Source organism: Nocardia sp. XZ_19_231, assembly GCF_015355705.1.
Lineage (GTDB): Bacteria > Actinomycetota > Actinomycetes > Mycobacteriales > Mycobacteriaceae > Nocardia > Nocardia salmonicida.
This window is the reverse complement of sequence record NZ_JACUZI010000002.1, coordinates 709660-731845: the sequence shown is the minus strand read 5'-3', so window position 1 is coordinate 731845 and position 22186 is coordinate 709660. Positions and strand designations below refer to the sequence as shown.

At 67.1% G+C, this 22186-nt stretch carries 19 protein-coding genes and 5 tRNA genes; 16 read left to right on the top strand and 8 right to left on the bottom strand.

Annotated features, from left to right (window positions below; all coding sequences use genetic code 11):
* Positions 1–58 precede the first annotated feature (58 nt).
* Positions 59–493: a DUF6069 family protein gene (locus IBJ82_RS10725; RefSeq protein ID WP_194825759.1), complete on the top strand. Its 435-nt coding sequence runs from the start codon at positions 59–61 to the stop codon at positions 491–493.
* Between the two features lie 60 nt (positions 494–553).
* Here IBJ82_RS10725 and IBJ82_RS10720 read toward each other — a convergent pair whose 3' ends face one another.
* On the bottom strand, positions 554–1273 hold the full coding sequence (locus IBJ82_RS10720; RefSeq protein ID WP_228536832.1) for a polyprenol monophosphomannose synthase: 720 nt from the start codon (positions 1271–1273) through the stop codon (positions 554–556).
* Between the two features lie 123 nt (positions 1274–1396).
* Positions 1397–2083, bottom strand: a complete 687-nt coding sequence (locus IBJ82_RS10715; protein WP_194825758.1) for a GAP family protein — start codon at positions 2081–2083, stop codon at positions 1397–1399.
* 211 nt (positions 2084–2294) lie between these two features.
* On the opposite strand from IBJ82_RS10715, the gene IBJ82_RS10710 reads away from it, so the two are divergent.
* Genes IBJ82_RS10710 through IBJ82_RS10700 form a run of 3 tightly spaced genes read left to right on the top strand, consistent with a single transcriptional unit; the run spans position 2295 to position 4939 of the window.
* A complete protein-coding gene (locus IBJ82_RS10710) occupies positions 2295–2612 on the top strand; it encodes a hypothetical protein (protein WP_194825757.1) in 318 nt (105 codons plus the stop codon).
* The gene (locus IBJ82_RS10705) at positions 2612–3904 is read left to right on the top strand and encodes a hypothetical protein (protein ID WP_194825756.1); all 1293 of its coding nucleotides are present in this window, start codon (positions 2612–2614) and stop codon (positions 3902–3904) included. Before IBJ82_RS10710 ends, IBJ82_RS10705 begins: the two co-directional genes overlap by 1 nt.
* Before the next feature lie 9 nt (positions 3905–3913).
* Entirely contained in the window at positions 3914–4939 is a 1026-nt protein-coding gene (locus tag IBJ82_RS10700; RefSeq protein WP_194825755.1) for a hypothetical protein, read from the top strand.
* A gap of 58 nt (positions 4940–4997) precedes the next feature.
* Here IBJ82_RS10700 and IBJ82_RS10695 read toward each other — a convergent pair.
* A tRNA-Asp gene (locus IBJ82_RS10695) sits at positions 4998–5074 on the bottom strand.
* 117 nt (positions 5075–5191) lie between these two features.
* Here IBJ82_RS10695 and IBJ82_RS10690 point away from each other — a divergent pair.
* From IBJ82_RS10690 to IBJ82_RS10665, 6 genes are all read left to right on the top strand, one after another.
* Positions 5192–5815 (top strand): TetR/AcrR family transcriptional regulator, encoded by a 624-nt coding sequence (locus tag IBJ82_RS10690; protein ID WP_194825754.1) that lies wholly within the window; start codon positions 5192–5194, stop codon positions 5813–5815.
* Positions 5816–5853: 38 nt separating this feature from the next.
* A complete protein-coding gene (locus IBJ82_RS10685) occupies positions 5854–9069 on the top strand; it encodes a carboxyl transferase domain-containing protein (protein ID WP_194825753.1) in 3216 nt (1071 codons plus the stop codon).
* Between the two features lie 128 nt (positions 9070–9197).
* Positions 9198–10019, top strand: a complete 822-nt coding sequence (locus tag IBJ82_RS10680; protein WP_194825752.1) for an SDR family oxidoreductase — start codon at positions 9198–9200, stop codon at positions 10017–10019.
* Positions 10020–10034: 15 nt separating this feature from the next.
* Positions 10035–11249: an acyl-CoA dehydrogenase family protein gene (locus IBJ82_RS10675; RefSeq protein ID WP_194825751.1), complete on the top strand. Its 1215-nt coding sequence runs from the start codon at positions 10035–10037 to the stop codon at positions 11247–11249.
* Between the two features lie 86 nt (positions 11250–11335).
* Positions 11336–12319 (top strand): NADPH:quinone oxidoreductase family protein, encoded by a 984-nt coding sequence (locus IBJ82_RS10670; RefSeq protein WP_194825750.1) that lies wholly within the window; start codon positions 11336–11338, stop codon positions 12317–12319.
* 21 nt (positions 12320–12340) lie between these two features.
* Positions 12341–13030, top strand: coding sequence for a TetR/AcrR family transcriptional regulator (locus tag IBJ82_RS10665; RefSeq protein WP_194825749.1), 690 nt, complete (start codon positions 12341–12343; stop codon positions 13028–13030).
* 65 nt (positions 13031–13095) lie between these two features.
* Here the strand turns inward: IBJ82_RS10665 and IBJ82_RS10660 are convergent.
* From IBJ82_RS10660 to IBJ82_RS10645, 4 genes are all read right to left on the bottom strand, one after another.
* Positions 13096–13169: transfer RNA gene (locus IBJ82_RS10660), tRNA-Phe, on the bottom strand.
* Positions 13170–13199: 30 nt separating this feature from the next.
* Positions 13200–13273: transfer RNA gene (locus tag IBJ82_RS10655), tRNA-Asp, on the bottom strand.
* Positions 13274–13313: 40 nt separating this feature from the next.
* A tRNA-Glu gene (locus IBJ82_RS10650) sits at positions 13314–13386 on the bottom strand.
* Between the two features lie 91 nt (positions 13387–13477).
* Complete coding sequence (locus tag IBJ82_RS10645; RefSeq protein ID WP_194825748.1) at positions 13478–14149, bottom strand: TetR family transcriptional regulator; 672 nt, start codon at positions 14147–14149, stop codon at positions 13478–13480.
* 730 nt (positions 14150–14879) lie between these two features.
* On the opposite strand from IBJ82_RS10645, the gene IBJ82_RS10640 reads away from it, so the two are divergent.
* The 3 genes from IBJ82_RS10640 (at position 14880) to IBJ82_RS10630 (ending at position 16939) form a co-directional block, all read left to right on the top strand.
* Positions 14880–14955, top strand: a tRNA-Lys gene (locus IBJ82_RS10640).
* Between the two features lie 203 nt (positions 14956–15158).
* Positions 15159–15752, top strand: a complete 594-nt coding sequence (locus IBJ82_RS10635; RefSeq protein WP_194825747.1) for a DUF937 domain-containing protein — start codon at positions 15159–15161, stop codon at positions 15750–15752.
* A 230-nt stretch (positions 15753–15982) separates the two neighbouring features.
* The gene (locus IBJ82_RS10630; protein WP_194825746.1) at positions 15983–16939 is read left to right on the top strand and encodes an acyl-ACP desaturase; all 957 of its coding nucleotides are present in this window, start codon (positions 15983–15985) and stop codon (positions 16937–16939) included.
* A 61-nt stretch (positions 16940–17000) separates the two neighbouring features.
* Here IBJ82_RS10630 and IBJ82_RS10625 read toward each other — a convergent pair whose 3' ends face one another.
* Positions 17001–17582: a hypothetical protein gene (locus IBJ82_RS10625; protein ID WP_194825745.1), complete on the bottom strand. Its 582-nt coding sequence runs from the start codon at positions 17580–17582 to the stop codon at positions 17001–17003.
* 204 nt (positions 17583–17786) lie between these two features.
* On the opposite strand from IBJ82_RS10625, the gene dusB reads away from it, so the two are divergent.
* From dusB to phoU, 3 genes are all read left to right on the top strand, one after another.
* Entirely contained in the window at positions 17787–18941 is a 1155-nt protein-coding gene (dusB, locus tag IBJ82_RS10620) for a tRNA dihydrouridine synthase DusB (protein ID WP_063004817.1), read from the top strand.
* Between the two features lie 246 nt (positions 18942–19187).
* Entirely contained in the window at positions 19188–21263 is a 2076-nt protein-coding gene (locus tag IBJ82_RS10615; RefSeq protein ID WP_194825744.1) for an LCP family protein, read from the top strand.
* Between the two features lie 86 nt (positions 21264–21349).
* Positions 21350–22015 carry a phosphate signaling complex protein PhoU gene (gene phoU / locus IBJ82_RS10610; RefSeq protein WP_194825743.1) on the top strand — a complete coding sequence of 222 codons (666 nt, stop codon included), beginning with the start codon at positions 21350–21352 and terminating at the stop codon, positions 22013–22015.
* The last annotated feature ends 171 nt before the right edge of the window (positions 22016–22186 follow it).

Sequence of the window (22186 nt, the reverse complement as noted above, 5' to 3'; positions counted from 1 at the left end):
GACATGAACAAAGGTTCAGGTTCGATGCTTGTCTCACCACCGAATGAGGGAGAACATCATGAGCACCGTCACCGCCCCCACCGCCTACACCGTCCCCGCACTGAACCGGCCCGTCGCCGTGCTGGGCGCCGCTGCCGTCGCCGTGGTGCTGAATCTGATCGTCTGGGCCATCGGCGCCGCCGCAGGCGGGTCGTTCACCACGATCGCCGACGGCAAGCTCACCGATGCCGCGCCCGGCGGGGTGATCTTGATGTCGGCCGTGCCGGTCCTGATCGGCCTGACCGTCGCCGTGCTGGTGTCCTACCTGTGGACCGGCGTGCTGCGGACCGCCGCCGTGGTCGGGTCGGCGCTGTCGATCGCGACCATCGGGCTGACCGTGGCCGCCGACTTCGACACCGCCTCCACCATCGCCCTGTCGGTGATGCACGTGGTGCTGGTGCCGGTCATGGTGATCGCCCTGGAAGGCGTGCGTCGCGGCATCACCGCGAAGTGACCCGAGGAAACAGCGAAGGCCCCGCCGAAACCATCGGCGGGGCCTTTCGCGTATCGAATTCTAGACCGAGCGGCCGAACAGCAGCTTCCACGGCATGAGCGCCGACTCGAGCTGCACCTTCAGGCTCATCTTCGACGCACCGACGGTGCGCTCCTCGAAGCGGATCGGCACCTCGGCGATCGTGTAGCCCTTCTTGATCGCGCGGTAGTTCATCTCGACCTGGAACGAGTAGCCGTTGCTGCGGATCGAGGCCACGTCGATCGCGCGCAGGGTGTCGGCCTTCCAGGCCTTGAAACCGGCGGTCGCGTCCTTCACGCCGAGGCGCAGGATCAGGTTCACGTAGAAGTTGGCCCAGGCCGACAGGGCCTTGCGGTACCACTTCCACTCCGCGGCGGTCGAACCACCCGGCACGTAGCGCGACCCCAGCGCTACGCCGACATCGTCGGAGCTCAGCTTCTCGAGCATCGACGGGATCACCTCGGCGGGGTGCGACAGATCGGCGTCCATCTGGATCACCACATCGGCGCCCTCGTCGAGCGCCGCGGTGATGCCCGCGATGTAGGCGCGGCCGAGGCCGTCCTTCTCGGTGCGGTGCAGCACGCTCACCACATTCGGCAGCTCGGCGGCCAGTTTGTCGGCGACGTCACCCGTGCCGTCGGGTGAATTATCGTCTACCACCAGCACGTGCAGATCGGACACCGGCAGAGCCGTCAACCGCTCCACCGCCACCGGCAGATTTTCCCGCTCGTTGTAGGTCGGCACAACAACGGTAACCCTCAAGGGTCGCCCTCCCTGCTCACCTGGATAGCCCCGCGGCCCAGGATGCGGGCACGGGGCATGTCATCGATTCGTTATGACGGTACTCGATGGTCCTGACGCTTTCCTGAGTGGCCGTGCGGGCGCTCACCACAGTCGGCCCGCGTGGACCAGTGCGTCGATGATCAGTCCTATGCCGAACACGACGAAAAGCACCCTGATCGTCGGCGGCCCGAAACGGGTGATGCCCCGCACGAGCAGGCGATAGACCCGCCGTGCGCGCGGCGTTCGCCGCATGGCCAAAGCCAGCACGACCAGTGGCAGAACCAGGGCGATCGCGCAGTAGCCCGCCACGATCACCGGCCACGCCACCGGCAGCGGGCGCTGCGCGGACAGCACTGCGAGGGCCGCGAGATAGGGCACCGAGGTGGGGACCTTCGCCAGGCCGAGCGTGAAACCGATCACCCCGAGCAGCCAGGGGTATCTGCGCACCGGCTCGATCCAGCGGCCGCCGGTGGACGTGGTGGTGTCGACCGGAAGCGCGGCGACGGCGATCAGCACGAGGCCGATCACCAACTCGCCCCAGTAGCGCAGGGCGGGGGTCAGCTCGAAGTCGAACAGCCGAACCAGGAAGTCGATGCCGAGCACGGTGCACACACCGAAGGCCACCGAGACCGCGAAAACGCCGCCGAGGAAACTGAGCACCCCCGTCATCGGCGAACGCCGGGTCAGCCTGGCGTCGGCGACCACGGCCGTGGTGATCGCCACCAGCAGCACGTCGAGCGCATCGAGCAGAGCGAACCCGAACAGGGCGAACAGTCGATACCCATCCATGTCGTGGCCGACCCTACTCGCCGGTCATGTTCGATCACCGACCCGTCAGTCACACCAGCACCACACCGGCTTCGCGGTGAAAGTCCTTGACCTGCGTAGTCTCGAAATCGATCCGTCCATCTGGACGGGACTCTCCCGCAAACGGCGCTCGGTGGTTACGCTTTTGAGCACCGGCCGTGCCGGGATCCGCGATCGTGAAGGGGCAGACATCGTGGCAGAAATGTCTTTCGACCCGTCAGCACTCGACGCTTATCAGCGTGCGGCAGCTCGGGTTTCCGAACTTCTTGGCACAGCGGCCAACGATACGACGACCGCGGCCGGGGTCGATCTGTCCGGGCTCGGCGTGCTCGGGCGTGAATTCGCCGCTGCCTGGACACAGGCAGCGGGCGAACACGCTTCGACACTCAGTACCGCGGGCAACCTGGTCACCGCCTATCAGGGCATCTTGAATCGCTTCGGCGACAGCGTGACCGGGATCGACACCGGGCTGGCGGGCGATCTGCGCGCGGTCGAGAGCGAGGTGGCGTGATGGCTGCCAAGTCGCTGGCCACCGAGACCACGTTGAGCACGATCACGCCCGCCGAGGCCGAGGCGAAGATCGCGCCGGTGATCGCGCTGCTCGAAGTGCCGTTGCTCGAGTTGCGTAGATCGTTGGGCAGTAATACCTCTGCCGATCCCGATGCCTCGGTGGTCGCCGCGCTGACGTCGGCATCCGCCGCGACGACAGCTACCGAGGACCCGCATCGGCTCGGGCTGTACGCCCTCGAGTCGACCGAGACCGCCGCCCCCGCCACACCCGCGCTGCGGCAGACCGCGACCGAGGTCTCGGCCGCGGCCGATCGTGGGACTCGATTGAGTTCACTGCTCGGGCAGGCGCATTCGACGCAGTCGACCGCGGCCGCCAAGGTCGACGCGATCATCGCCGACTTCCGGGCCAAGGCGAAGAAGGCCGCGCCCGCGGTGAACGGCAACAACCTCGACGCCATCGTCGAACTCGCCGAAGAGGCCATCTCCGAAGCAGTCGGCGTGGTGGGTAATGCCAGCACCGAGATGGATCAGTACACCCGAGACACCAAGGGGCTCACCAGCGATCTCGGCGGGACCAACGGGGTGACCGTGCCCGCCGGCGCGACGGAGGTGGCGCCCGGCGTCTACGTACTCGGCACCGGTGGGTCCGATACGTCGTCCTGGGATGACGACTCGCCGTGGGATGACGACGACGACAACATCGATCCGGCGACAGCGGCGCAGATCGCGTTGCAAGAGGCCTTGATCGACGGCGGGGTGTCACTGGGGACCGCGGCGATCGACGCCGGTGTCACGTTCGGTACGCATCTGATCGACAAGATCGCCGAAGTCGCGATGCACGGGCTCGACAAGGGTACCGAGCTGGCGACGACCGGAATCGACACTCTCGCCGCGAATGCCGCGGGCACCGAGGGCGCCACGTCCACCACACCCGCGGGCACCACGCCCACCGCACCGTCGACCAATGGCGGTGGGACCGGCACGAACACCCTCTTCGGCGGATTGGGTGGCGGCACCAGCACCGGCGGCGGCGCCAACAGCGGTGGCGCCGCGAACAACAACAGTGGCGCTTCGGCGAAGCCGGAAGCACCCGCGCCGGCTGCTCCGTTCCAGAATCAGACGCCGAAAGCCGAACAGCCCCAACAGGCTCCGAGTACACCCGCGCCCGCGCAGCAGCCGATGCAAGGCGGAGTGGTGCCGCCCGGTGCTCGTCCTCAGCAGGAGCAGGAGACCGAAAAACCTTCTGCCTCGCCTAAACACGGTCAACCGGGAGTCGTCCCGGCGCCGGCGTAGGACACCCACATGGACAATCCGTTCGGTGCCTACTTCGCGTCGCCGGACGCCACGTCGCCCGGCCGCCGTCGCCCGCAGGGTAAACGGCGGCGCAGGCGACGCCGCGAGGCCGAGCCACAGACGATCGGCACGAACCCGGAAACCTGGCCGCCACCCGACCCGGAACCGTTCGACGACGGCCCGTTCCAGCCCGCGCCGGTCGAACCGGTGTATCGAAATCCCGACGACGACGACGGGTTCACCGGCGACTGGAACGACTGGAACGACGGCGACGTGCCGGCCGAGCCGCAGCGTGGTGACGATGTCGACTGGAACGACTGGGCCACCGCCACCGCGACCGAACAGAGCGGCGACCATGTCGAGATACCGGTGTTGCCGCGCCTCAAGGACTTCGGCGGCGGCGGCCAGATCGCCCGGCGCCCACGCAGGAACTTCGACGACGAACGCTACGACGAAAGCGGTGGCAAGGTGAAGGCCGCGGCCGCGATCAAAGGCATCATCGGAGCCGTGGTATTCGTCGTGCTCCTCGGCTTGGCCGCCACCATCTTCCTCGGCCCCGCCGACAAACCGATCACCACGGCGCAGGCCGCTGTCTCCGGCACGCGGGCAACGACTTCCACCGTGGTACCCCCACTTCCCGCACACGCCCTGTCGGGCTGCGAATCCTTCCGCACCCCCTCGATCACCATCAGCGCCGAACGCGGCGACACCGCCAGCCCCGAGGGCGCCATCCTCGGCTTCGAATACAGCTACTACGTCGACCGCGACGCCGCCAAGGCCCGTTCCTTCGTCACCGACAACGCCCATGTGGGCAATGCGTCGGCCTTGGCCGAGGGCATCGGCTCACTCCCCCTCGATGTGAAGTACTGCGTCCACATCACCAAAGCCGACGCCGCCGACGCCACCCTCTGGAACGTGACCATCCACCAGAAATGGCCGGGCGATGCCACCACCGAAAAGATCAATCAGGTCATGCGCACCACCGAGGTAGCGCCCGGTCGTCACCGCATCACCAGCATCGACCACCGCATCTGAGCAGGTCCGCTGACGCGAAAGTCCCCCGCACCGGAATCGGTGTGGGGGACTTTCTGTGTGGCGACCCTGACGGGACTCGAACCCGCGACCTCCGCCGTGACAGGGCGGCGCGCTAACCAACTGCGCTACAGGGCCTTGCTTCCTTGCATCGGAGAGCGATATTACCCGGTGGGCATCGGTTTCGGTAACCGAACAGGTCAGGTGGTGAATCGTCCGTTGACACTGACGTCAACGTCAATAACACTTGTGACGGTGACCACAAGCGAGGCGCAGGAGCGGGCGCGGTCGGCGCGCAAGGACAGCGCGGGACCGCGGCGGGGTGAGTTGCTCGACGCGGCGGCGCGGTGCTTCGCCGAACTGGGGTACGACCAGACCTCCGTCGAGACGATCACGACGCGGGCGCGGGTCTCCCGGGCGACCTTCTACGCGTATTTCTCCTCCAAGGACGAGGTGTTCGCGGCGATCACCGAGCGGGTGTGCGCGCAGTTCCTCGACTCGCAACTCGTGGTGGACGTCGGGGTCACCGCGCCTGCCGAGGTCATCGGGGCGACCACCCGTGCATTCGCCGAAGCCGTGTTCGCCAACGGCGCGCTGGTGGCGCTGATCGAGCACCGGGCGGGGATCGATCCCGCGATCGGCGCGCAGTGGTCGCGGGTGCGTACTCGTCTGCGCAAGCGGTTCACCGCGTTTCTCGAACGCGACGAGGTGCGCGGCGGGATCGATCCGTGCGCCCCGCCGACGCGGATCGTCGAGACCCTCACCGACGCGCTGCTGATCGGCGCCTCCCGGCTCGCCGGAGCCGACCACGACCGCCGCGAACAGTTCGTCACCGACCACATCGCCATCGCCGAACGACTGATCGGCTTCACCAGCTAGATCATCGAACCCGCCGCCACCGAATCCGAGGACATCCAGTGAAACTGCTGATCGCCAATCGTGGCGAGATCGCCCTGCGCATCATCCGCACCGCCACCGAACTCGGCATCGACACCGTGGCGGTCTACGCGGGCGACGATGCCGACAACCCCGATGTGCACGCGGCGGGCGAGGCGATCGCGGTGGCTGGCACCGGCGCCACGCCCTACCTCGACCACTCCGCGATCCTGGCCGCCGCCAAGGAATCCGGCGCCGACTACATCCATCCCGGTTACGGATTCCTCAGCGAGAACGCCGCATTCGCCCGTGCCTGCGCGGCCGATGGCGTCACGTTCGTCGGGCCCGATCCCGCGGTGCTCGACCTGTTCGGTGACAAGTCCTCGGCCCGCGCGACCGCCGTGGCCGCGGGCGTGCCTGTCTTGCCCGCCACCGAGGGACCGACCACCGCCGAGGAGGTCCGCGCGTTCTTCGATACCCACCCCGGCGCGATCATGATCAAGGCGCTGGCCGGTGGCGGCGGGCGTGGCATGCGGGTGGTGCGAGCGGTCGAGGAGATCGACGACGCGTATCGGCAGTGCGGCGCGGAGGCACAGCTCGGTTTCGGTAACCCCGCGGTGTTCGCCGAGCTGCTGTTCGAGAACGCCCGGCACATCGAAGTGCAGATCGTCGCCACGGGCGGCAGGGCGCTGGCGCTGGGAGACCGCGATTGCAGCGTGCAGCGCAGGCATCAGAAGCTCCTCGAAATTGCTCCCGCGCAGGGGCTTTCGGAGACACTGCGCAGGGACCTCCACCTCGCGGCGGCCCGGTTGTGCGCCCAGGTCGGGTATCGCGGACTGGCGACCGTCGAATTCCTGGTCTCCGACACCGACTTCGTGTTCCTCGAGGTCAATCCGCGAATCCAGGTGGAGCACACCGTGACCGAGGAGGTGACCGGCGTCGATCTGGTCGCCGTGCAACTCGCGATCGCCCAGGGCGCGCACTTCGACGACTTGGGGTTGCCGCGCGGAATCGTCTCCGACGGAACGGAATCCACCGGCGATCCGGCCCTGGCGGACGGCATCGCGATCCAGGCCAGAGTCAACATGGAGACGATGACGGCCGACGGTTCGGCGGTGCCGACCGCGGGCACGCTGACCACCTTCGCACCGCCGACCGGGCCGGGCGTGCGAGTCGACACCTTCGGCCGCTCCGGGCTGACCCCGAGCCCGCGCTACGACTCGCTGCTGGCCAAGGTGATCACCCGCACCCGCGGACAGTCCTTCCCCGCCGCCGCCCGCAAGACCGCGACAGCGCTCGCCGAGTTCACCGTCACCGGCATCGGCACGAATATCTCGTTCCTGCGAGAAATCCTCGCCGACAGCACCTTCCAGTCGGGTCTGGCCACCACCGGCTTTCTCACGGAGCGACTGACCGAACTGGTCGCGGCGGCACAGACCGATCAGCCCGAGGTCGCGGTCGCCGCGGTCGAGCTGTATCCCGGTCAGGAAGCCGTGCGCGCGCAGCTCGCGGGCACGGTGGTCGAAGTAGCGGACGAGGGTGTCGACATCGGCGCCGGTGGTCAGCTCGTGGTGCTCGAGGCGATGAAGATGCAACATGTGCTCGCCGCGCCGGATGCCGCCAGGGTCGTGCGGGTGCTGGTTCGCCCCGGCCGAGTCGTCGCGCCGGGCGATCCGCTGGTCATCATCACCCGTACCGGCGCCGACGGAACCGGCAGCGCGCACGCCGATCTCGATCCCGGCCGGGCTCGCGCCGATGTCGACGAGATCCGTGCCAGGCACCGGGTGACGCTCGACGAATCCCGCCCGGCGGCCGTGGAGAAACGGCACAGGATCGGTCGACGCACCGCCAGGGAGAACATCGCCGACCTGGTCGACGAGGGCAGCTTCGTCGAGTACGGCGCACTCACGTTCGCCGCCCAACGCACCAGACGCACCGAAGAAGACCTGATCGCCAACACCCCCGCCGACGGCCTGATCACCGGCCTGGCGACCATCGGCGCCGAACACTTCGACAAAGCCGAGGCGGTGGTGATCTCCTACGACTACACCGTGCTCGCGGGCACCCAGGGCAAGAACAACCACGCCAAGACCGACCGCGCCTTCGAACTGGCCGAACGCAAGCGGGTTCCGGTTGTGCTGTTCGCCGAGGGCGGTGGCGGCAGGCCGGGCGACACCGACTGGACCGGCATGGGTCTCGAGGTGACGACCTTCCGCGCGCTCGGCGCCCTGCGCGGCAAGGTGCCGCTGGTGACGATCGTGTCGGGCCGCTGCTTCGCCGGCAACGCCGCGCTGGCCGGCTCCTGTGACGTGATCATCGCGACGCCGGACGCCAATATCGGCATGGGCGGTCCGGCGATGATCGAGGGCGGCGGGCTCGGCGCCTACCGCCCGGAGGATATCGGCCCGATCGACGTGCAGCGACGCAACGGCGTCGTCGACCTGGTGGCCCGCGACGAGGCGCACGCGGTGGCGCTGGCCAAGCAGTACCTCGGCTATTTCCAGGGCCGGGTCGAGGATTTCGACGCACCGGACCCACGGCTGGCCCGACATGTGGTGCCGGAGAACCGGTTACGCGCCTACGACATCCATCGCGCCATCGACGCGATCGTCGACGTCGGCTCGGTGCTCGAGCTGCGGCCGGACTACGGGGTCGGCGTCGTCACCGCGCTGGTGCGGGTGCACGGCGAACCGTTCGGCTTGATCGCCAACAGCAGCCATCACCTCGGCGGCGCCATCGACGCCGAGGCCGCCGACAAGATGGGCGATTTCCTCACCCTGTGCCAATCGTTCGGGCTGCCGATCGTCTCCCTGTGCGACACACCGGGTTTCATGGTGGGACCGGAGGCGGAGAAGACCGCGACGGTGCGCCGGTTCAGCAAGTTGTTCGTGCTCGGCGCGCAGCTGACCGTCCCGTTCGGCACCGTCATCCTGCGCAAGGGCTACGGACTCGGCGCGATGGCGATGACGGCGGGCCATTTCCGCGCGCCGAACTTCACCGTCGCCTGGCCCACCGGCGAGATCGGCCCGATGGGGTTGGAGGGCGCGGTTCGCCTCGGCTTCAGCAAAGAGCTCGCCGCTGTGGCCGATCCGGACGAGCGCGAGACCCTTTTCCAGCAGTTGCTCACCCTGGCCTACCAGCAGGGCAAGGCGCTCACCGCCGCCACGGGATTCGAACTCGACGATGTGATCGACCCCGCCGACACCCGCACGTGGATCGCGACCCTCGTCAACAGCCGGGCGCGCGCAAGATCCTGAGCAGCCGCCGGTAGCCGCATGTGATTGACATTACATTCTTCGTGAACGACACTGAGCAAGCGCTCACTCACTTGAAGTTGACGTCAAGTTCTATTAGTACTGACAGATCCCCCTCGAAAGGACTTCCCGTGAGAGTTACCGAAAAGGTGGCCATCGTGACCGGTGGCGGCGCGGGCATCGGCGCCGCGCTGGCCGCCGCACTCGCCGCGGCCGGTGCGAAGGTGGTGGTGTCCGACATCGACGAGACCGCCGCGCTGGCCGTGTCGGAGCAGATCAACGCCGACCACCCCGGCGCCACCGTGGGTGTCGGCGCCGATGCCGCCGACACCGAGGCGATCAGAGGTCTGATCGCGGTGGCGCAGAATCACTTCGGGCCGGTCGACCTGTACTTCGCCAACGCGGGCATCGTCGGCGCCCCCGGGCTCGATGTCACCGACGACGACTGGAGCCGCGCCCTCGAGGTGAACCTGCGCGCCCACACCCGCGCCGCGCGCCTGCTGGTGCCCGAGTGGGTCGAACGCGGTGCGGGCTACTTCATCAGTACCGCGTCCGCCGCGGGGCTGCTCACCCAGATCGGTTCGGCCACCTACTCGGTGAGCAAGCACGCCGCGGTCGGGTTCGCCGAGTGGCTCAGTGTCACCTACGGCGACCAGGGTGTTCGCGTCAGCTGCCTGTGCCCGATGGGCGTCAACACGAAGCTGCTCTACGCGGGCCGGGATTCGGGCGAGGAAATCGGCGCCACCGCGACCCGCGCCGTCGTCTCGGCGGGCGATGTCCTCGAACCTGCCGCGGTGGCCGACATCGTGCTCGCGGCCGTCGACGCCGAGGAATTCCTGATCCTGCCGCATCCACAGGTGCTGGACATGTACCGCCACAAAGGCGCCGATTACGACCGCTGGCTGCGCGGCATGCGCCGCTACCAGTCGTCGTTGCTGGCCGAAACCCACTGAGCGAGAGAGCAAGCCATGTCACTGTTCGATCTGAGCGACCGCGCCAAGAAGTATTCCGAAGAACTGCTCGACTTCATGGACGCCCACGTCTACCCGGCCGAGTCCGTCTACGACGTACAGATGCGCGAATCCGGCGACCCCCATTTCCAGCCGCCCATCGTGGAAGAGCTCAAAGCCGAGGCCAAACGTCGCGGACTGTGGAACCTCTTCCACCCGCACCCTGGCCGCGGCCCCGGCCTGACCAACCTCGAATACGCGCCACTGGCCGAGATCATGGGCCGTAGCCATCTCGCGTCCGAGGCCTGCAACTGCAACGCCCCCGACACCGGCAACATGGAAGTGCTGGAACTGTTCGGCACCGAGGAGCACAAAGAGAAGTACCTGAAGCCGCTGCTCGACGGCACCATGGCCTCGGCCTTCGCGATGACCGAACCGCGAGTGGCCAGCTCCGATGCCACCAATATCGAACTGTCGATGGTGCGCGACGGCGAAGACTATGTGCTCAACGGCCGAAAGTGGTTCGCCACCAACGCCTTGCACAAGAACTGTCGCGTGATGATCGTGATGGGCAAGACCGATCCCACCGCGGCACCGCACCGCCAGCAGACCATGATGGTGGTCCCGATCGACGCGCCGGGCGTCACGATCATCCGCGGGCTGCCGGTGTTCGGTTTCCAGGAACGCGAAGGCCACGCCGAGATCGACTTCGCCGACGTGCGGGTGCCCGTCACCGATGTACTCAAGGGCGAGGGCGAGGGTTTCGCGATCAGCCAGGCCAGGCTCGGGCCCGGCCGCATCCACCACTGCATGCGCAGCATCGGCATGGCCGAGCGCGCACTGGAGATGATGTGCAAGCGCGCGCAGGCGCGGGTCACCTTCGGCAAGCCGGTGGCCGAGAACGCCAATATTCAGGACTGGATCGCCGAGTCGCGCATCGATATCGAGATGATCCGGTTGCTCACACTCAAGGCCGCCTATCTGATGGACACCGTCGGCAACAAGGCCTCGCGCACCGAGATCGCCGCGATCAAGGTGGCCGCGCCGAACATCGCGCTGAAGGTCGTCGACCGGGCCATTCAGGTACACGGCGCGGGCGGCGTCACCGACGATTTCCCGCTGGCCGCCGCCTGGGCGCACCTGCGCACGCTCCGGCTCGCCGACGGACCCGACGAAGTGCACAAGCGTGCCATCGCACGTCAGGAACTGAACAAGTACCGGGAGTGCAACTGAGATGACTGAACTGGATCCGACCGGCCGCACGTGACCCGGCAACCTCAGCTATCTGACGTACACACCGAACAGGAGCACTGATCACGATGAAAGCCTGGCAGTTGGCCGAACTCGGCGAACCACGGGAAGTACTGCAGTTCAACGATATCGACGACCCGGTGGCGGGTGAGGGGCAGCTGCTGGTGCGCGTTCTCGCCACGCCCGCCAACTTCCCCGATGTGCTGTTGTGCCGTGGGCAATATCAGATCAAGCCACCGCTGCCGTTCACCCCTGGCGTGGAACTGTGCGGCGAAGTGCTGGCGGTCGGTGCGGGTGTGGACCGGTTCGCGATCGGTGACCGGATCGTCGGCACCGCGAACCTGCCCGGCGGCGCGTTCGCCGAGCTGGCCGTACTGGATGCCGAAAACGCTTTCCCCGCACCGGAATCCCTCGACGATGCCGAGGCGTCGGCACTGGTCATCGGCTATCAGACGAGCTGGTTCGCGCTGCACCGCCGGACTCGATTGCAGCCCGGCGAGACGCTGCTGGTGCACGCCGCGGCAGGTGGCGTCGGCAGCTCCGCGGTGCAGTTGGGCAAGGCGGCGGGTGCACGGGTGATCGGCGTCGTCGGCGGGCCCGCGAAGGCCGACTACTGCCGAGAGCTCGGCGCCGACCTCGTGATCGACCGGCACACCGAGGATTTCGTGCCGATCGTCAAGGAGTTCACCGGTGGCCGCGGCGCCGACGTGGTCTACGACCCGGTCGGCGGCGACGCCTACGCCAAGTCCACCAAGTGCATCGCCTTCGAAGGTCGCATCCTCGTGATCGGCTTCGCCGGCGGCACCATCCCCCAGCCCGCGCTCAATCACGCGCTGATCAAGAACTATTCGATCATCGGCCTGCACTGGGGTCTCTACAAGCAGTACAACCAGCAGGCGATCCACGACTGCCATGCCGAGCTGACCAGGCTCGCTGCGGCAGGTCTGGTGAAACCGCTGATCAGTGAGCGGCTCTCGTTCGCCGATGTCCCAGCCGGACTCGGCCGCCTCGGCGACGGCGATACCGTCGGCCGCGTCGTGTTCCGCCCGTGAACGCCGGTATATAACTACACCATGGAACGATCCGCGGACACCGACAGCGAGGGCGCGCTGCCCTCGATGGCACGCACCTCGCTGTTGCGCGACCTGCCTGCCACCCAGCGCGGACTGCGTACGCGGGACGCGCTGATCGCGGCGGGCCGGAAGGTGTTCGAGCGCATGGGGTACCTCGATACCCGGCTCATCGACATCACCCAGGAAGCCAACTGCTCGTCGGGCACTTTCTACACCTATTTCGCGAGCAAAGAGGAGATCTTCGCCGCGATCCTCGAGCACGCCCAGGAAGACATGATGCATCCCGGGATGCCGCATGTGACGGGCGAGGACGACCCGGCCTCGATCATCGAAGCCGCCAATCTGGCCTACTTCGAGGCCTACAAGCGCAATGCGAAGCTGATGGGCCTGCTCGAGCAGGTCGCCCATATCGACCCCGAATTCAGCAAGCTGCGCCAGCACCGTGCCGATGCCTTCATCGGCCGCAATGCCCGCGGCATCGCCGACCTTCAGCGACGCGGCCTGGCCGACCCCGACATCGATCCGATGCTCACCTCGCGCGCCCTCTCGGGCATGGTCAGCCGCATGGCCTTCAACTATTTCGTCATCGGCGACGGCGAGTTCGACGGCAGTCGGATTCCGATGGAAGAAGTTGTCCACACCCTGTCGCGCCTATGGGCCAACGCCCTGCGGATGCCGGTGACGGGCTGACCGGCTCTCGCCGCCCACCTACGAAAAAATCCCCTCACCGCGTACTTCGGTGAGGGGATCGAAGGTGGCCAGAGCCGGGATCGAACCGGCGACCTACCGCTTTTCAGGCGGTCGCTCGTACCAACTGAGCTACCTGGCCGGAAGTACCGGATTGCTCTGGTACTACGTGCGACCCTGACGGGACTCGAACCCGCGACCTCCGCCGTGACAGGGCGGCGCGCTAACCAACTGCGCTACAGGGCCATGCATACCTGCAGTACTACTAGACACAGTCCGAAGACTGTACCCCCTACGGGATTCGAACCCGCGCTACCGCCTTGAAAGGGCGGCGTCCTAGGCCGCTAGACGAAGGGGGCTCGTTCCGAATCTCTCCGGGGCGGCTTCAACGTTTCCGTTGGGAGCTCGCATAGCTTATGACAGGTGTGCGCAGAGTTCCAAATCGCCTGGTCAGGCGCCCAAACCGAGGTCATCGAGGCGTGCTTGCTCCCGCCAACCATCGGTGCGGAAAGTCTGGATCCACAGCGGGGTCGCCATTGCCTCCACGATAACCTCCAGCACCTCGGCGAAGCGGGCACGCAGGTCGGCGGCGGAACCGTTGGAGATCGGGTCGACGAGATAGCGCTGTCCGGCCAGCGCCGCGGACAGGGTCCGCGTGAAGCGGTCGGGGTCGGCATCGGCGCGCAGCTGTCCGTCGTCGATGGCGCGGACCGCGAGCACGCGGGTGGCACGACCGACGATGCGTCCGCCGCCGTTGCCGGTGTCGCGATGGAAGTCGGGCTCGATCACGAGGCGGTACTCCGCTTGCACGATGGTGTCGTGCTCGAGGCGAAGGGCGATCTCGTCGACCATGCCGTGCAGTACATCGAGCGGGCCGAGGTCGGCGCGCGCCAGCCAGCGCTCCGCGCAGATCCGGTACCGCTCGACCGCGGTCTCGAGCACCGCGCGCGCCAGGTCTTCCTTGGAGTCGAAGTGGAAGTACATCGCGCCCTTGGTAGCGCGCGAGCCTTCCAGAATGCGGTTGAGCGATGCCGCGGCATATCCACTCTTCCCGAACTCGACGGCCGCGGATTTGATTATTGCCGCGCGTGTCCGGCGCGCCCGCTCTTGCTGCCGTGCCATGCTCGAAACGCCTCCGAACCTTCTCGACGCCGGCGGTCGAATACAGACCGCTGGTGCGAATAGTGGTTTTAATTCAAACTTTCGGTATGAAAGACTCGCGGTGCCTCGCACAGCGGCCCCGCCACCGGTGAGAACCGCCTCCTCCTGCGGCGACGACTACCCCTTTGCCGGGAGTTCGCGCACCCATCGCGATCACTTCGGCCTGCAATCTGTCGATGAATTGCGAAACGCCGCACCCTGCACCGGAACCACGGAAAACGCGGCACCGGTGATTGTTTCGAAATTCACCAGGCGATCACCGTACCCGTATTCCCGAGACGACACGCGGCGATTGGTGTACCTATCCGAACATCCGGTCCGGTTATCCAGGTCAGCAAACGAAGCGCAACCAGAATGGTTAGTCCGGGTACGAATTCCGTAGGCGCGCAGCCCGGTTGACCGGCTCACCGGCACCGCCGAAGTTCGCCGAACGGTCGCGAGACCGGCGCCCACCGTGGACCACTCCATCGCTCCTGCACCCCTGCTTGTCGAAAGTTGTTGCGATACAACAATATTCGACAACCATACGCAACCGAAAGCGCGAACGGTGCTGGGCACCAGGTGTTTACCCAGAATCGTCGCGGACGGCTCCGCCGTTACCGGCCGCCACCAGCGGCGATCGGATGCCCGCAACGCGACCGGGGACCACTGTTCGGCCCTTCGGCACCGCGTCCGCTAGACTCCGCTGCGCGCCCCTTTAGCTCAGTTGGTAGAGCTGGTGACTTTTAATCACTAGGTCGTAGGTTCGAGTCCTACAGGGGGCACCACCAATCACCACCGTGACGATCGTCACGTGGCGACGCGCCAAGCGCAGACGCCGCCGAAACCGCCGGGTTCGTGGATCGATGCACACAATGGGCGCCGACGCGCAGCGTTCCTCAGCCGCGCACGGCCGGAGCGAAGGCGGAGGTTTCGCCTAATCTGAGCGCGACCCGGGCTTCCGGGCGCCCACAACCTCAGGCGGAGTGAGATGACTTCCTTCGACGATTTGCTCTCCCAAGTACCCATCGCCCAGATCGCCGACCAACTCGGCGTCGACCAGGCGACCGCGACGACGGCTGTGCAGGCCGCGCTGCCGACGCTGCTCGGCGGCCTCCAGGTCAATGCCGCCGAGCCACAGGGCGCGGCGTCACTGCTCGGCGCGCTCGACAACCACGGCGGCCTCGTCGAAGGTGACGGCGCGGTCGATCTCGGGCAGGTGGACGTCGGCGACGGCGAGAAGATCGTCGACAACGTCTTCGGTGACGAGAAGAACACTGTCATCAGCGCGCTCGGCGCGGGCGGCGGGACCGGCGGCAACGACCTGATCGGCAAGCTGCTGCCGATTCTGGCCCCGATCGTGCTCGCCTACTTGGCCAAGCAGCTCACCGGTGGCGGCGCCGCGGCACCGGCACCGCAGCAGACGCAGGCTTCCGGTGGCGGTCTCGGCGATCTGCTGGGCGGTCTGCTCGGCGGCAGCAGCAACACCGGCGGGCTCGGCGGGATGATCGGCGATGCCCTGTCGAAGAACGCGGGCGGTGCGCTTGGCAGCGTGCTCGGCGGCCTGCTCGGCGGCAAGCGCTGAGATGTTCATCTACCTGTAGTTAACGTCGCGAGGCCCGCAGCGATAGTCCCTATGCTGCGGGTCGAACGCCTAGACTCGTCAGCAAGACCATCGAATCTACTGACGAGTTGTGGCGTTGCTCAACATCGTCGGAAAACCGCTCTGTTGCGTTTCGCATCACACCTACGGTGCCGTAAGGTATGGCCGCATCGCGACGTTCGACCGCAAGCATGACAGCGAAGGGTTTTTACATGGCAAGGGATCTGACTCAACTCGAACTGCTCACGGAGTTGGAGCCGGTTGCCGAGGAAAACGTCAACCGGCACATGTCGATGGCCAAAGAATGGCATCCGCACGACTACGTCCCGTGGGACGAGGGCCGCAACTTCGCCGCCATGGGCGGCATCGATTGGGATCCTGAGCAGTCCAAGCTCAGTGAGGTCGCCAAGGCGGCCATGATCACCAACCTGCTCACCGAGGACAATCTGCCGTCGTACCACCGTGAGATCGCGGAGAACTTCTCCCAGGACGGTGCCTGGGGCACCTGGGTCGGTCGCTGGACCGCCGAGGAGAACCGGCACGGCATCGTGATGCGCGACTACCTGGTTGTCACCCGCGGTGTGGACCCGGTCGCCCTCGAAGAGGCGCGCATGATCCACATGACCAACGGCTTCGCCTCCCCCACCGAGGTCGACGCCGGCTTCCTGCACTCGGTCGCCTACGTGACCTTCCAGGAACTGGCCACCCGGGTGAGCCACCGCAACACCGGCAAGGTGTGCGACGACCCGATCGCCGACCGCATGCTGCAGCGCGTCGCGGCCGACGAGAACCTGCACATGATCTTCTACCGCAACCTCTGCGGCGCGGCGATGGACCTGAGCCCCGACCAGACCATCGAGGCGATCTCGCTGATCGTCGAGAACTTCCAGATGCCCGGCGCCGGGATGCCGAACTTCCGTCGCAACGGCGTGCTGATGGCCAAGCACGGCATCTACGACCTGCGTCAGCACCTCGAAGAGGTCGTGCAGCCGGTGCTCAAGAAGTGGAACGTCTTCGATCGCACCGACTTCACCGCACGCGGCGAGGCCACCCGTGAGCGGCTCGCAGGCTTCCTGGAGAAGCTGGGCGAGGACGTGCTGAAGTTCGAGGAGCAGCGCGACCGGATGCTCGCTCGCGAAGCCAAGAAGCGCGAAATGGCCAGCGTCTAGGTTTCACCACAGAAGCGCCGCCCACCGGGTTCCGGTAGGCGGCGCTTCTGTCTGTCCGGACCTACTTGATCGGGAGGGCGCCGTCGGCACTGCCGACGTCGGTGATCTTCCAGTCCTTGCCCGCGTCGACGGTGATGTTGTAGGTCACCGTGTTGCGCAGGCCGTCGGGGTTCTGCGCGTTGGTGGTGCTCACGTCGACGAAGGCGGCGACCTTGTAGACCTCGCCCTCCTGCGAGAGCACCTTGGCGGTGATCGGCGCCGCGGTGGAGGTCCACTTCAGCGGGATGATGATCTGCTCGAGCTTCGCGCCGGTGGCATCGAACTTGTTCGACAGTTCGGGGGAGGTACCGGCCTTGAGCTTGGCGACCCAGGCGTTGACGTCCTGATAGTTCAGGGTGGCCGAGCCGACGGAGTAATCGAGCGCGATCTGCTCGGCCTTCGCGTTGTCGGCGGCCTGGTCCTTCATGTCGGAGATCTCCGAGCGCGCCGAGCCGAGCAGCACGCCGAGCACGAGGGCGATGATCGCGAGGACGGCGATAACAGCGCCGCCCACCAGCGACGAGACGCGCACGGCGACCGTGCCCGCGGCGGGCGTGGCAGGGGTTTTCGTCAGGTCGGTGGCGCCTTCGTTGCTTTCGGCCATGGGGGTCTTCTCCGATTACGTGGGGACAGCGCACCGCCGGAGGCGACGATGCCAGCAGCGTAAGGCTACTGAGGTTTCGGAACCGTTCCGGACACGGTGTAGCAGGTAAACGGTGTCAGCGGGGTCGCAGTGGCGGCGATGACCCGGTGATAAGCGCTCGGACGCGAGATCGATCACATCGGGGCGGATGAGACAATCATTCGCGTGACTACCACGCTGCCCCAGGCGCCCACCGCGCTGCGGATCGGGCCCTACCCGGTCGACCCGCCGGTTGTGCTCGCGCCGATGGCGGGCATCACCAACCGTGCCTTCCGCAGGTTGTGCCGGGAGTTCGGTAGCTCGACCTCGATCTACGTGTGCGAGATGATCACCGCACGCGCGGTGGTCGAGCGCAACGAGAAGACGCTGCACATGATGTCGTTCGACGACGACGAGCATCCGCGCTCGATGCAGCTCTACGGTGTGGATCCCAAGACGCTCGGCGAGGCGGTGCGGATCATCGTCGGCGAGGGCTGGGCCGACCACATCGACCTCAACCTGGGCTGCCCGGTGCGCAAGGTGACCAAGCTCGGTGGTGGTTCGGCGCTGCCGTACAAGCGCAGGCTGTTCGCCAATATCGTGCGCGAGATGGTGGCCGCGGCCGAACCGGCGGGCGTGCCGGTGACCTTCAAGTTCCGCATCGGCATCGACGACGACCACCACACCTACCTCGACACCGGCCGCATCGCCGAGGCCGAGGGCGCGGCTGCCGTGGCGCTGCACGCGCGCACCGCCGCCCAGCTGTACTCGGGCGCGGCCGACTGGTCGGCCATCGCACGGCTCAAGGAAACCGTCACCTCCATCCCGGTGCTCGGCAACGGCGACATCTTCACCGCCGACGACGCGCTGCGGATGATGAACGAGACCGGCTGCGACGGCGTGGTCGTCGGCCGCGGCTGCCTCGGTCGGCCCTGGCTCTTCGCCGAACTCAGCGCGGCCCTGCGCGGCGAACCGATCCCGGAGGGGCCGACGCTCGGCCGCGTCGGGGAGATCCTGGTGCGCCACGCCACCCTGCTCACCGAGCACGACGGTGAGGACAAGGCCATGCGCGATATCCGCAAGCACATGGCCTGGTACCTGATGGGTTTCCCGGTCGGCTCACAGCTGCGGCGCAGCTTCGCCACCGTGTCGAAGCTGTCGCAGATCGAGGATCTGGTCGGCCAGCTCGACCCCACTGTGCCGTTCCCCACCGACGCGCTCGGCCCGCGCGGGCGGCAGGGCTCGCCGCAGACCAAGGTCGTGCTCCCCGAGGGCTGGCTCGACGACCCGGAAGACGACACCGTTCCGGCCGCGGCCGATGTGATGCACAGCGGCGGCTGATCAGCCGCGGATAACGGGTCGACATCAATTCGTAAGCCATCACTGTTTCGGCGGGCAGTACCCGCCCGAACAGGGCTTTCCTGAGCCTGGCGAACCTTCTCGATCAATTCGTCGGCGATTCCGGTGTGCACTGGAGTGGCCCCTCGTGGCGGAATCGTTATCATTGCGGGATCGTTCGACTCTGGTTCGAATCGGGGCCGGGCGATGACGCGCAGGCTGCGCCAGATAGAGGAGTGAGGTTCGTTGGTGGGTGACGATCGGCGCGGGCGTACGCCCCGGCCTGGAAATCGCGCCCCCTGGGAGCGCTATCCGACGGCCGAACCCCCCGAGCAACCGGATTCCGGCTCTCGACGTTCCCGGCACGCGGACGCGACGCCGGACGCCGGTACCGCCGCGCCGCTGACGGTGGCCGATTTGGTCAACCGCGTCGACAGCGAACGCACCAAGCGCGGCAGACGGGTGCCCCCCGCCGAGAGCGCCGATCCTGCCTCGCGCGCGGGCCGTCGAGCCCGCGAACAGGCGCCGCGCCCCACCCCACGTCCCGACATCGCACCCCGCACCGACGGCTCCCCCGTCGTCGACGACATCGCGGGCAAGCCGCCACACCGCGCCGAATCCCCCGCCGACCGCACCGCGACCACCGCGCTACCCGCCCAGTCGAAAGAGCAGGGGCGCAAGGCGCCCCCGGCGCGGCGCGTGGCCGCCGATCCGGTCGATCCGCCCACGGATATCCTGCCCACGGTCGCCACCGCGGAGCCCGAGCGCGCCAGGCCGGTGAAAACCGCCTCCGCCGCACCGCCGCGTCGTCCGGGCACCGAAGGCCGGCGCAACAAGCAGGCGCGGATGGCGGGCCGGGTCACACTGACGTTCGTGGCGGTGCTCGCCCTCGTCATCACCGGCGGCGGCTGGAGCTACCTACAGGCCACCAACAGCAGCTTCACCCAGGTCGACGCGCTCGGCGGCGGTGTCTCCGGCGACGTACTCGACGGCGATATGCAGCTCGGCGACGAGAACTACCTCATCGTCGGCACCGACACCAGAGCGGGCGTCAACGCCGATATGGGCGCGGGCTCGGCCACCGACACCGAAGGCGCTCGCGCCGACACGGCGATGCTGGTGCACATCCCGAAGAACCGTTCACGCGTAGTGGTCGTGTCGTTCCCGCGCGACCTCGACGTCACCAGGCCGCAGTGCGCCGGGTGGGACAACGAGAAGGCCACCTACACCGAGCAGAAATTCCCCTCCGCCATCGGCGACAAGCTCAACGCGGTGTACGCCCTCGGCGGCCCGCGCTGCCTGGTGGACGTGGTCCGCAAGATGTCGGGCCTGACCATCGGTCACTTCATCGGCATCGACTTCGCCGGCTTCCAGGCCATGGTCGATCAGATCGGCGGTGTCGAGGTGTGCTCGACCAAACCGATCATCGACGGTGTGCTCGGCACGGTGCTCGAGAGCTCGGGCAAGCAGCGGGTCAATGGCGAAACCGCACTCAACTATGTCCGCGCCAGGCACGTGGTCGGCGAGGAACGCAGCGACTACGACCGTATCCACCGGCAGCAGCAGTTCCTGGCGGCGCTGCTGCGCGGCGCGTTGTCGAGCAAAGTACTGCTCGATCCGGCGAAGTTGCAGGGCTTCGTCGAGGCCTTCCGTCAGCACACCTTCGTCGACGGCGTCGGAACGCAGGATCTGATTCTGCTCGGCCGGTCGCTGCAGAAGGTCAACGCGGGCGCTGTCACCTTCATCACCGCGCCCACCGCCGGTACCACCGCCTATGGCAACGAGATTCCCCGTGAGTCCGACATCAAGGCGATCTTCCGCTCGATCATCGACGATCAGCCGCTGCCCGGTGAGGAAACCGCGCCGCCGGTGACGAGCTCGAGCGAGGCGCCGCCGACCCAGGCGCCCAAGCTCTACGCCGTCAGTCCAGGCTCGGTCTCGCTGCGGATCTCGAACGGAACCGGCCGCACCGGCGTGGCGCAACAGGCCGCGAACAAGCTCTCCAACATGGGTTTCGGGATCTACAACGTCGGCAACTACCCCCAGGGCAGCGAATCCACCGTGGTCCGCTTCTCCACCGGCAACGAGGCCGCGGCCGCCACCGTCGCGAGTTCGATTCCCGGCGCGGTGCTCGAACGCGCGGACGACCTCGACGGAATCATCGAGGTCATCCTGGGTTCGAACTACGCCGGACAGGTCCGCACCCCGGCCTCGGTCGGCACCGAAATCCCCGACGTCGGCACCGGCAAGCCGATCACCGCGGCGCCGGTAACCCTCCCGTCCGACCTCGAACACATGAACGCGGCCGACACCAGCTGCGACTGACCGCGCTGACCTGCCACGACACTGCCATGCGGCATTAACCCACCGTTGGGTGACAGGGCTCCGAGTACCCACTAGGGTCAGCAATCATGCGTGTCATCTACAACGAGCAAATGGCCGACCTCGCCAACCTCCTCGGCGAGATGGCCGGTCTCGCTGGCCAGGCCATGGAACAGGCCACCCAATCACTGCTGCAGGCCGACCTGAGTCTGGCCGAGCAGGTCATCGGTGAGCAGGATCGGATCTCGGTGATGATCACCGAGGCCGAGGAGAGGGCCTTCGCGCTGCTCGCACTGCAGGCGCCCGTCGCGGGCGATCTGCGTCAGGTCGTCAGCGCGATCCAGATCGTGGGCGACGTCAACCGGATGGGCGCGCTCGCGCTGCACGTCGCCAAGGTGACCCGCCGCCGCCACCCCGCCCACGCCCTCCCCGAGTCGGTCAACGGCTACTTCGCCGAGATGGGCCGCATCGCGGTCAACATGGGCGCGGGTGCCAAAGAGGTACTCGAGACCCGCGACCCCGAGCGCGCCGCCCAGCTCAACCAGGACGACGAAGCGATGGACGACCTCCACCGCCACCTGTTCACGCTCCTGATGGACCGTGACTGGAAGTACGGCGTGGCCGCCGCCGTCGACGTCACCCTGCTGGGCCGCTACTACGAGCGCTTCGCCGACCACGCCGTGGAGATCGGCCGCCGCGTGATCTTCCTGGTGACCGGCGTCCTCCCGGTAGACGAGGACATCGAAACCAGCTGAGAGAGAACACAAAAGGCCCGTGCGCAATGCACGGGCCTTTTGCTTGCCTACTCACTGATCTCGCACGAACATGGGTAACTCACCGGGTACGGGCTGAGCCACCCACAACCGTCGTCTGGCCGCCGACGCAAACCTCCCCGCGCCCAGGTCTGGCCTGAAGTCGCGGGGAGG

Coding starts and splice junctions, on each gene's coding strand:
- IBJ82_RS10725 (WP_194825759.1), top strand. CDS start 59: ATGAGCACCGTCACCGCCCCCACCGCCTACACCGTCCCCGCACTGAAC.
- IBJ82_RS10625 (WP_194825745.1), bottom strand. CDS start 17,582: ATGGCCGAAAGCAACGAAGGCGCCACCGACCTGACGAAAACCCCTGCC.
- IBJ82_RS10630 (WP_194825746.1), top strand. CDS start 15,983: ATGGCAAGGGATCTGACTCAACTCGAACTGCTCACGGAGTTGGAGCCG.
- IBJ82_RS10715 (WP_194825758.1), bottom strand. CDS start 2,083: ATGGATGGGTATCGACTGTTCGCCCTGTTCGGGTTCGCTCTGCTCGAT.
- IBJ82_RS10705 (WP_194825756.1), top strand. CDS start 2,612: ATGGCTGCCAAGTCGCTGGCCACCGAGACCACGTTGAGCACGATCACG.
- IBJ82_RS10700 (WP_194825755.1), top strand. CDS start 3,914: ATGGACAATCCGTTCGGTGCCTACTTCGCGTCGCCGGACGCCACGTCG.
- IBJ82_RS10665 (WP_194825749.1), top strand. CDS start 12,341: ATGGAACGATCCGCGGACACCGACAGCGAGGGCGCGCTGCCCTCGATG.
- phoU (WP_194825743.1), top strand. CDS start 21,350: ATGCGTGTCATCTACAACGAGCAAATGGCCGACCTCGCCAACCTCCTC.
- IBJ82_RS10675 (WP_194825751.1), top strand. CDS start 10,035: ATGTCACTGTTCGATCTGAGCGACCGCGCCAAGAAGTATTCCGAAGAA.
- IBJ82_RS10670 (WP_194825750.1), top strand. CDS start 11,336: ATGAAAGCCTGGCAGTTGGCCGAACTCGGCGAACCACGGGAAGTACTG.
- IBJ82_RS10635 (WP_194825747.1), top strand. CDS start 15,159: ATGACTTCCTTCGACGATTTGCTCTCCCAAGTACCCATCGCCCAGATC.
- IBJ82_RS10645 (WP_194825748.1), bottom strand. CDS start 14,149: ATGGCACGGCAGCAAGAGCGGGCGCGCCGGACACGCGCGGCAATAATC.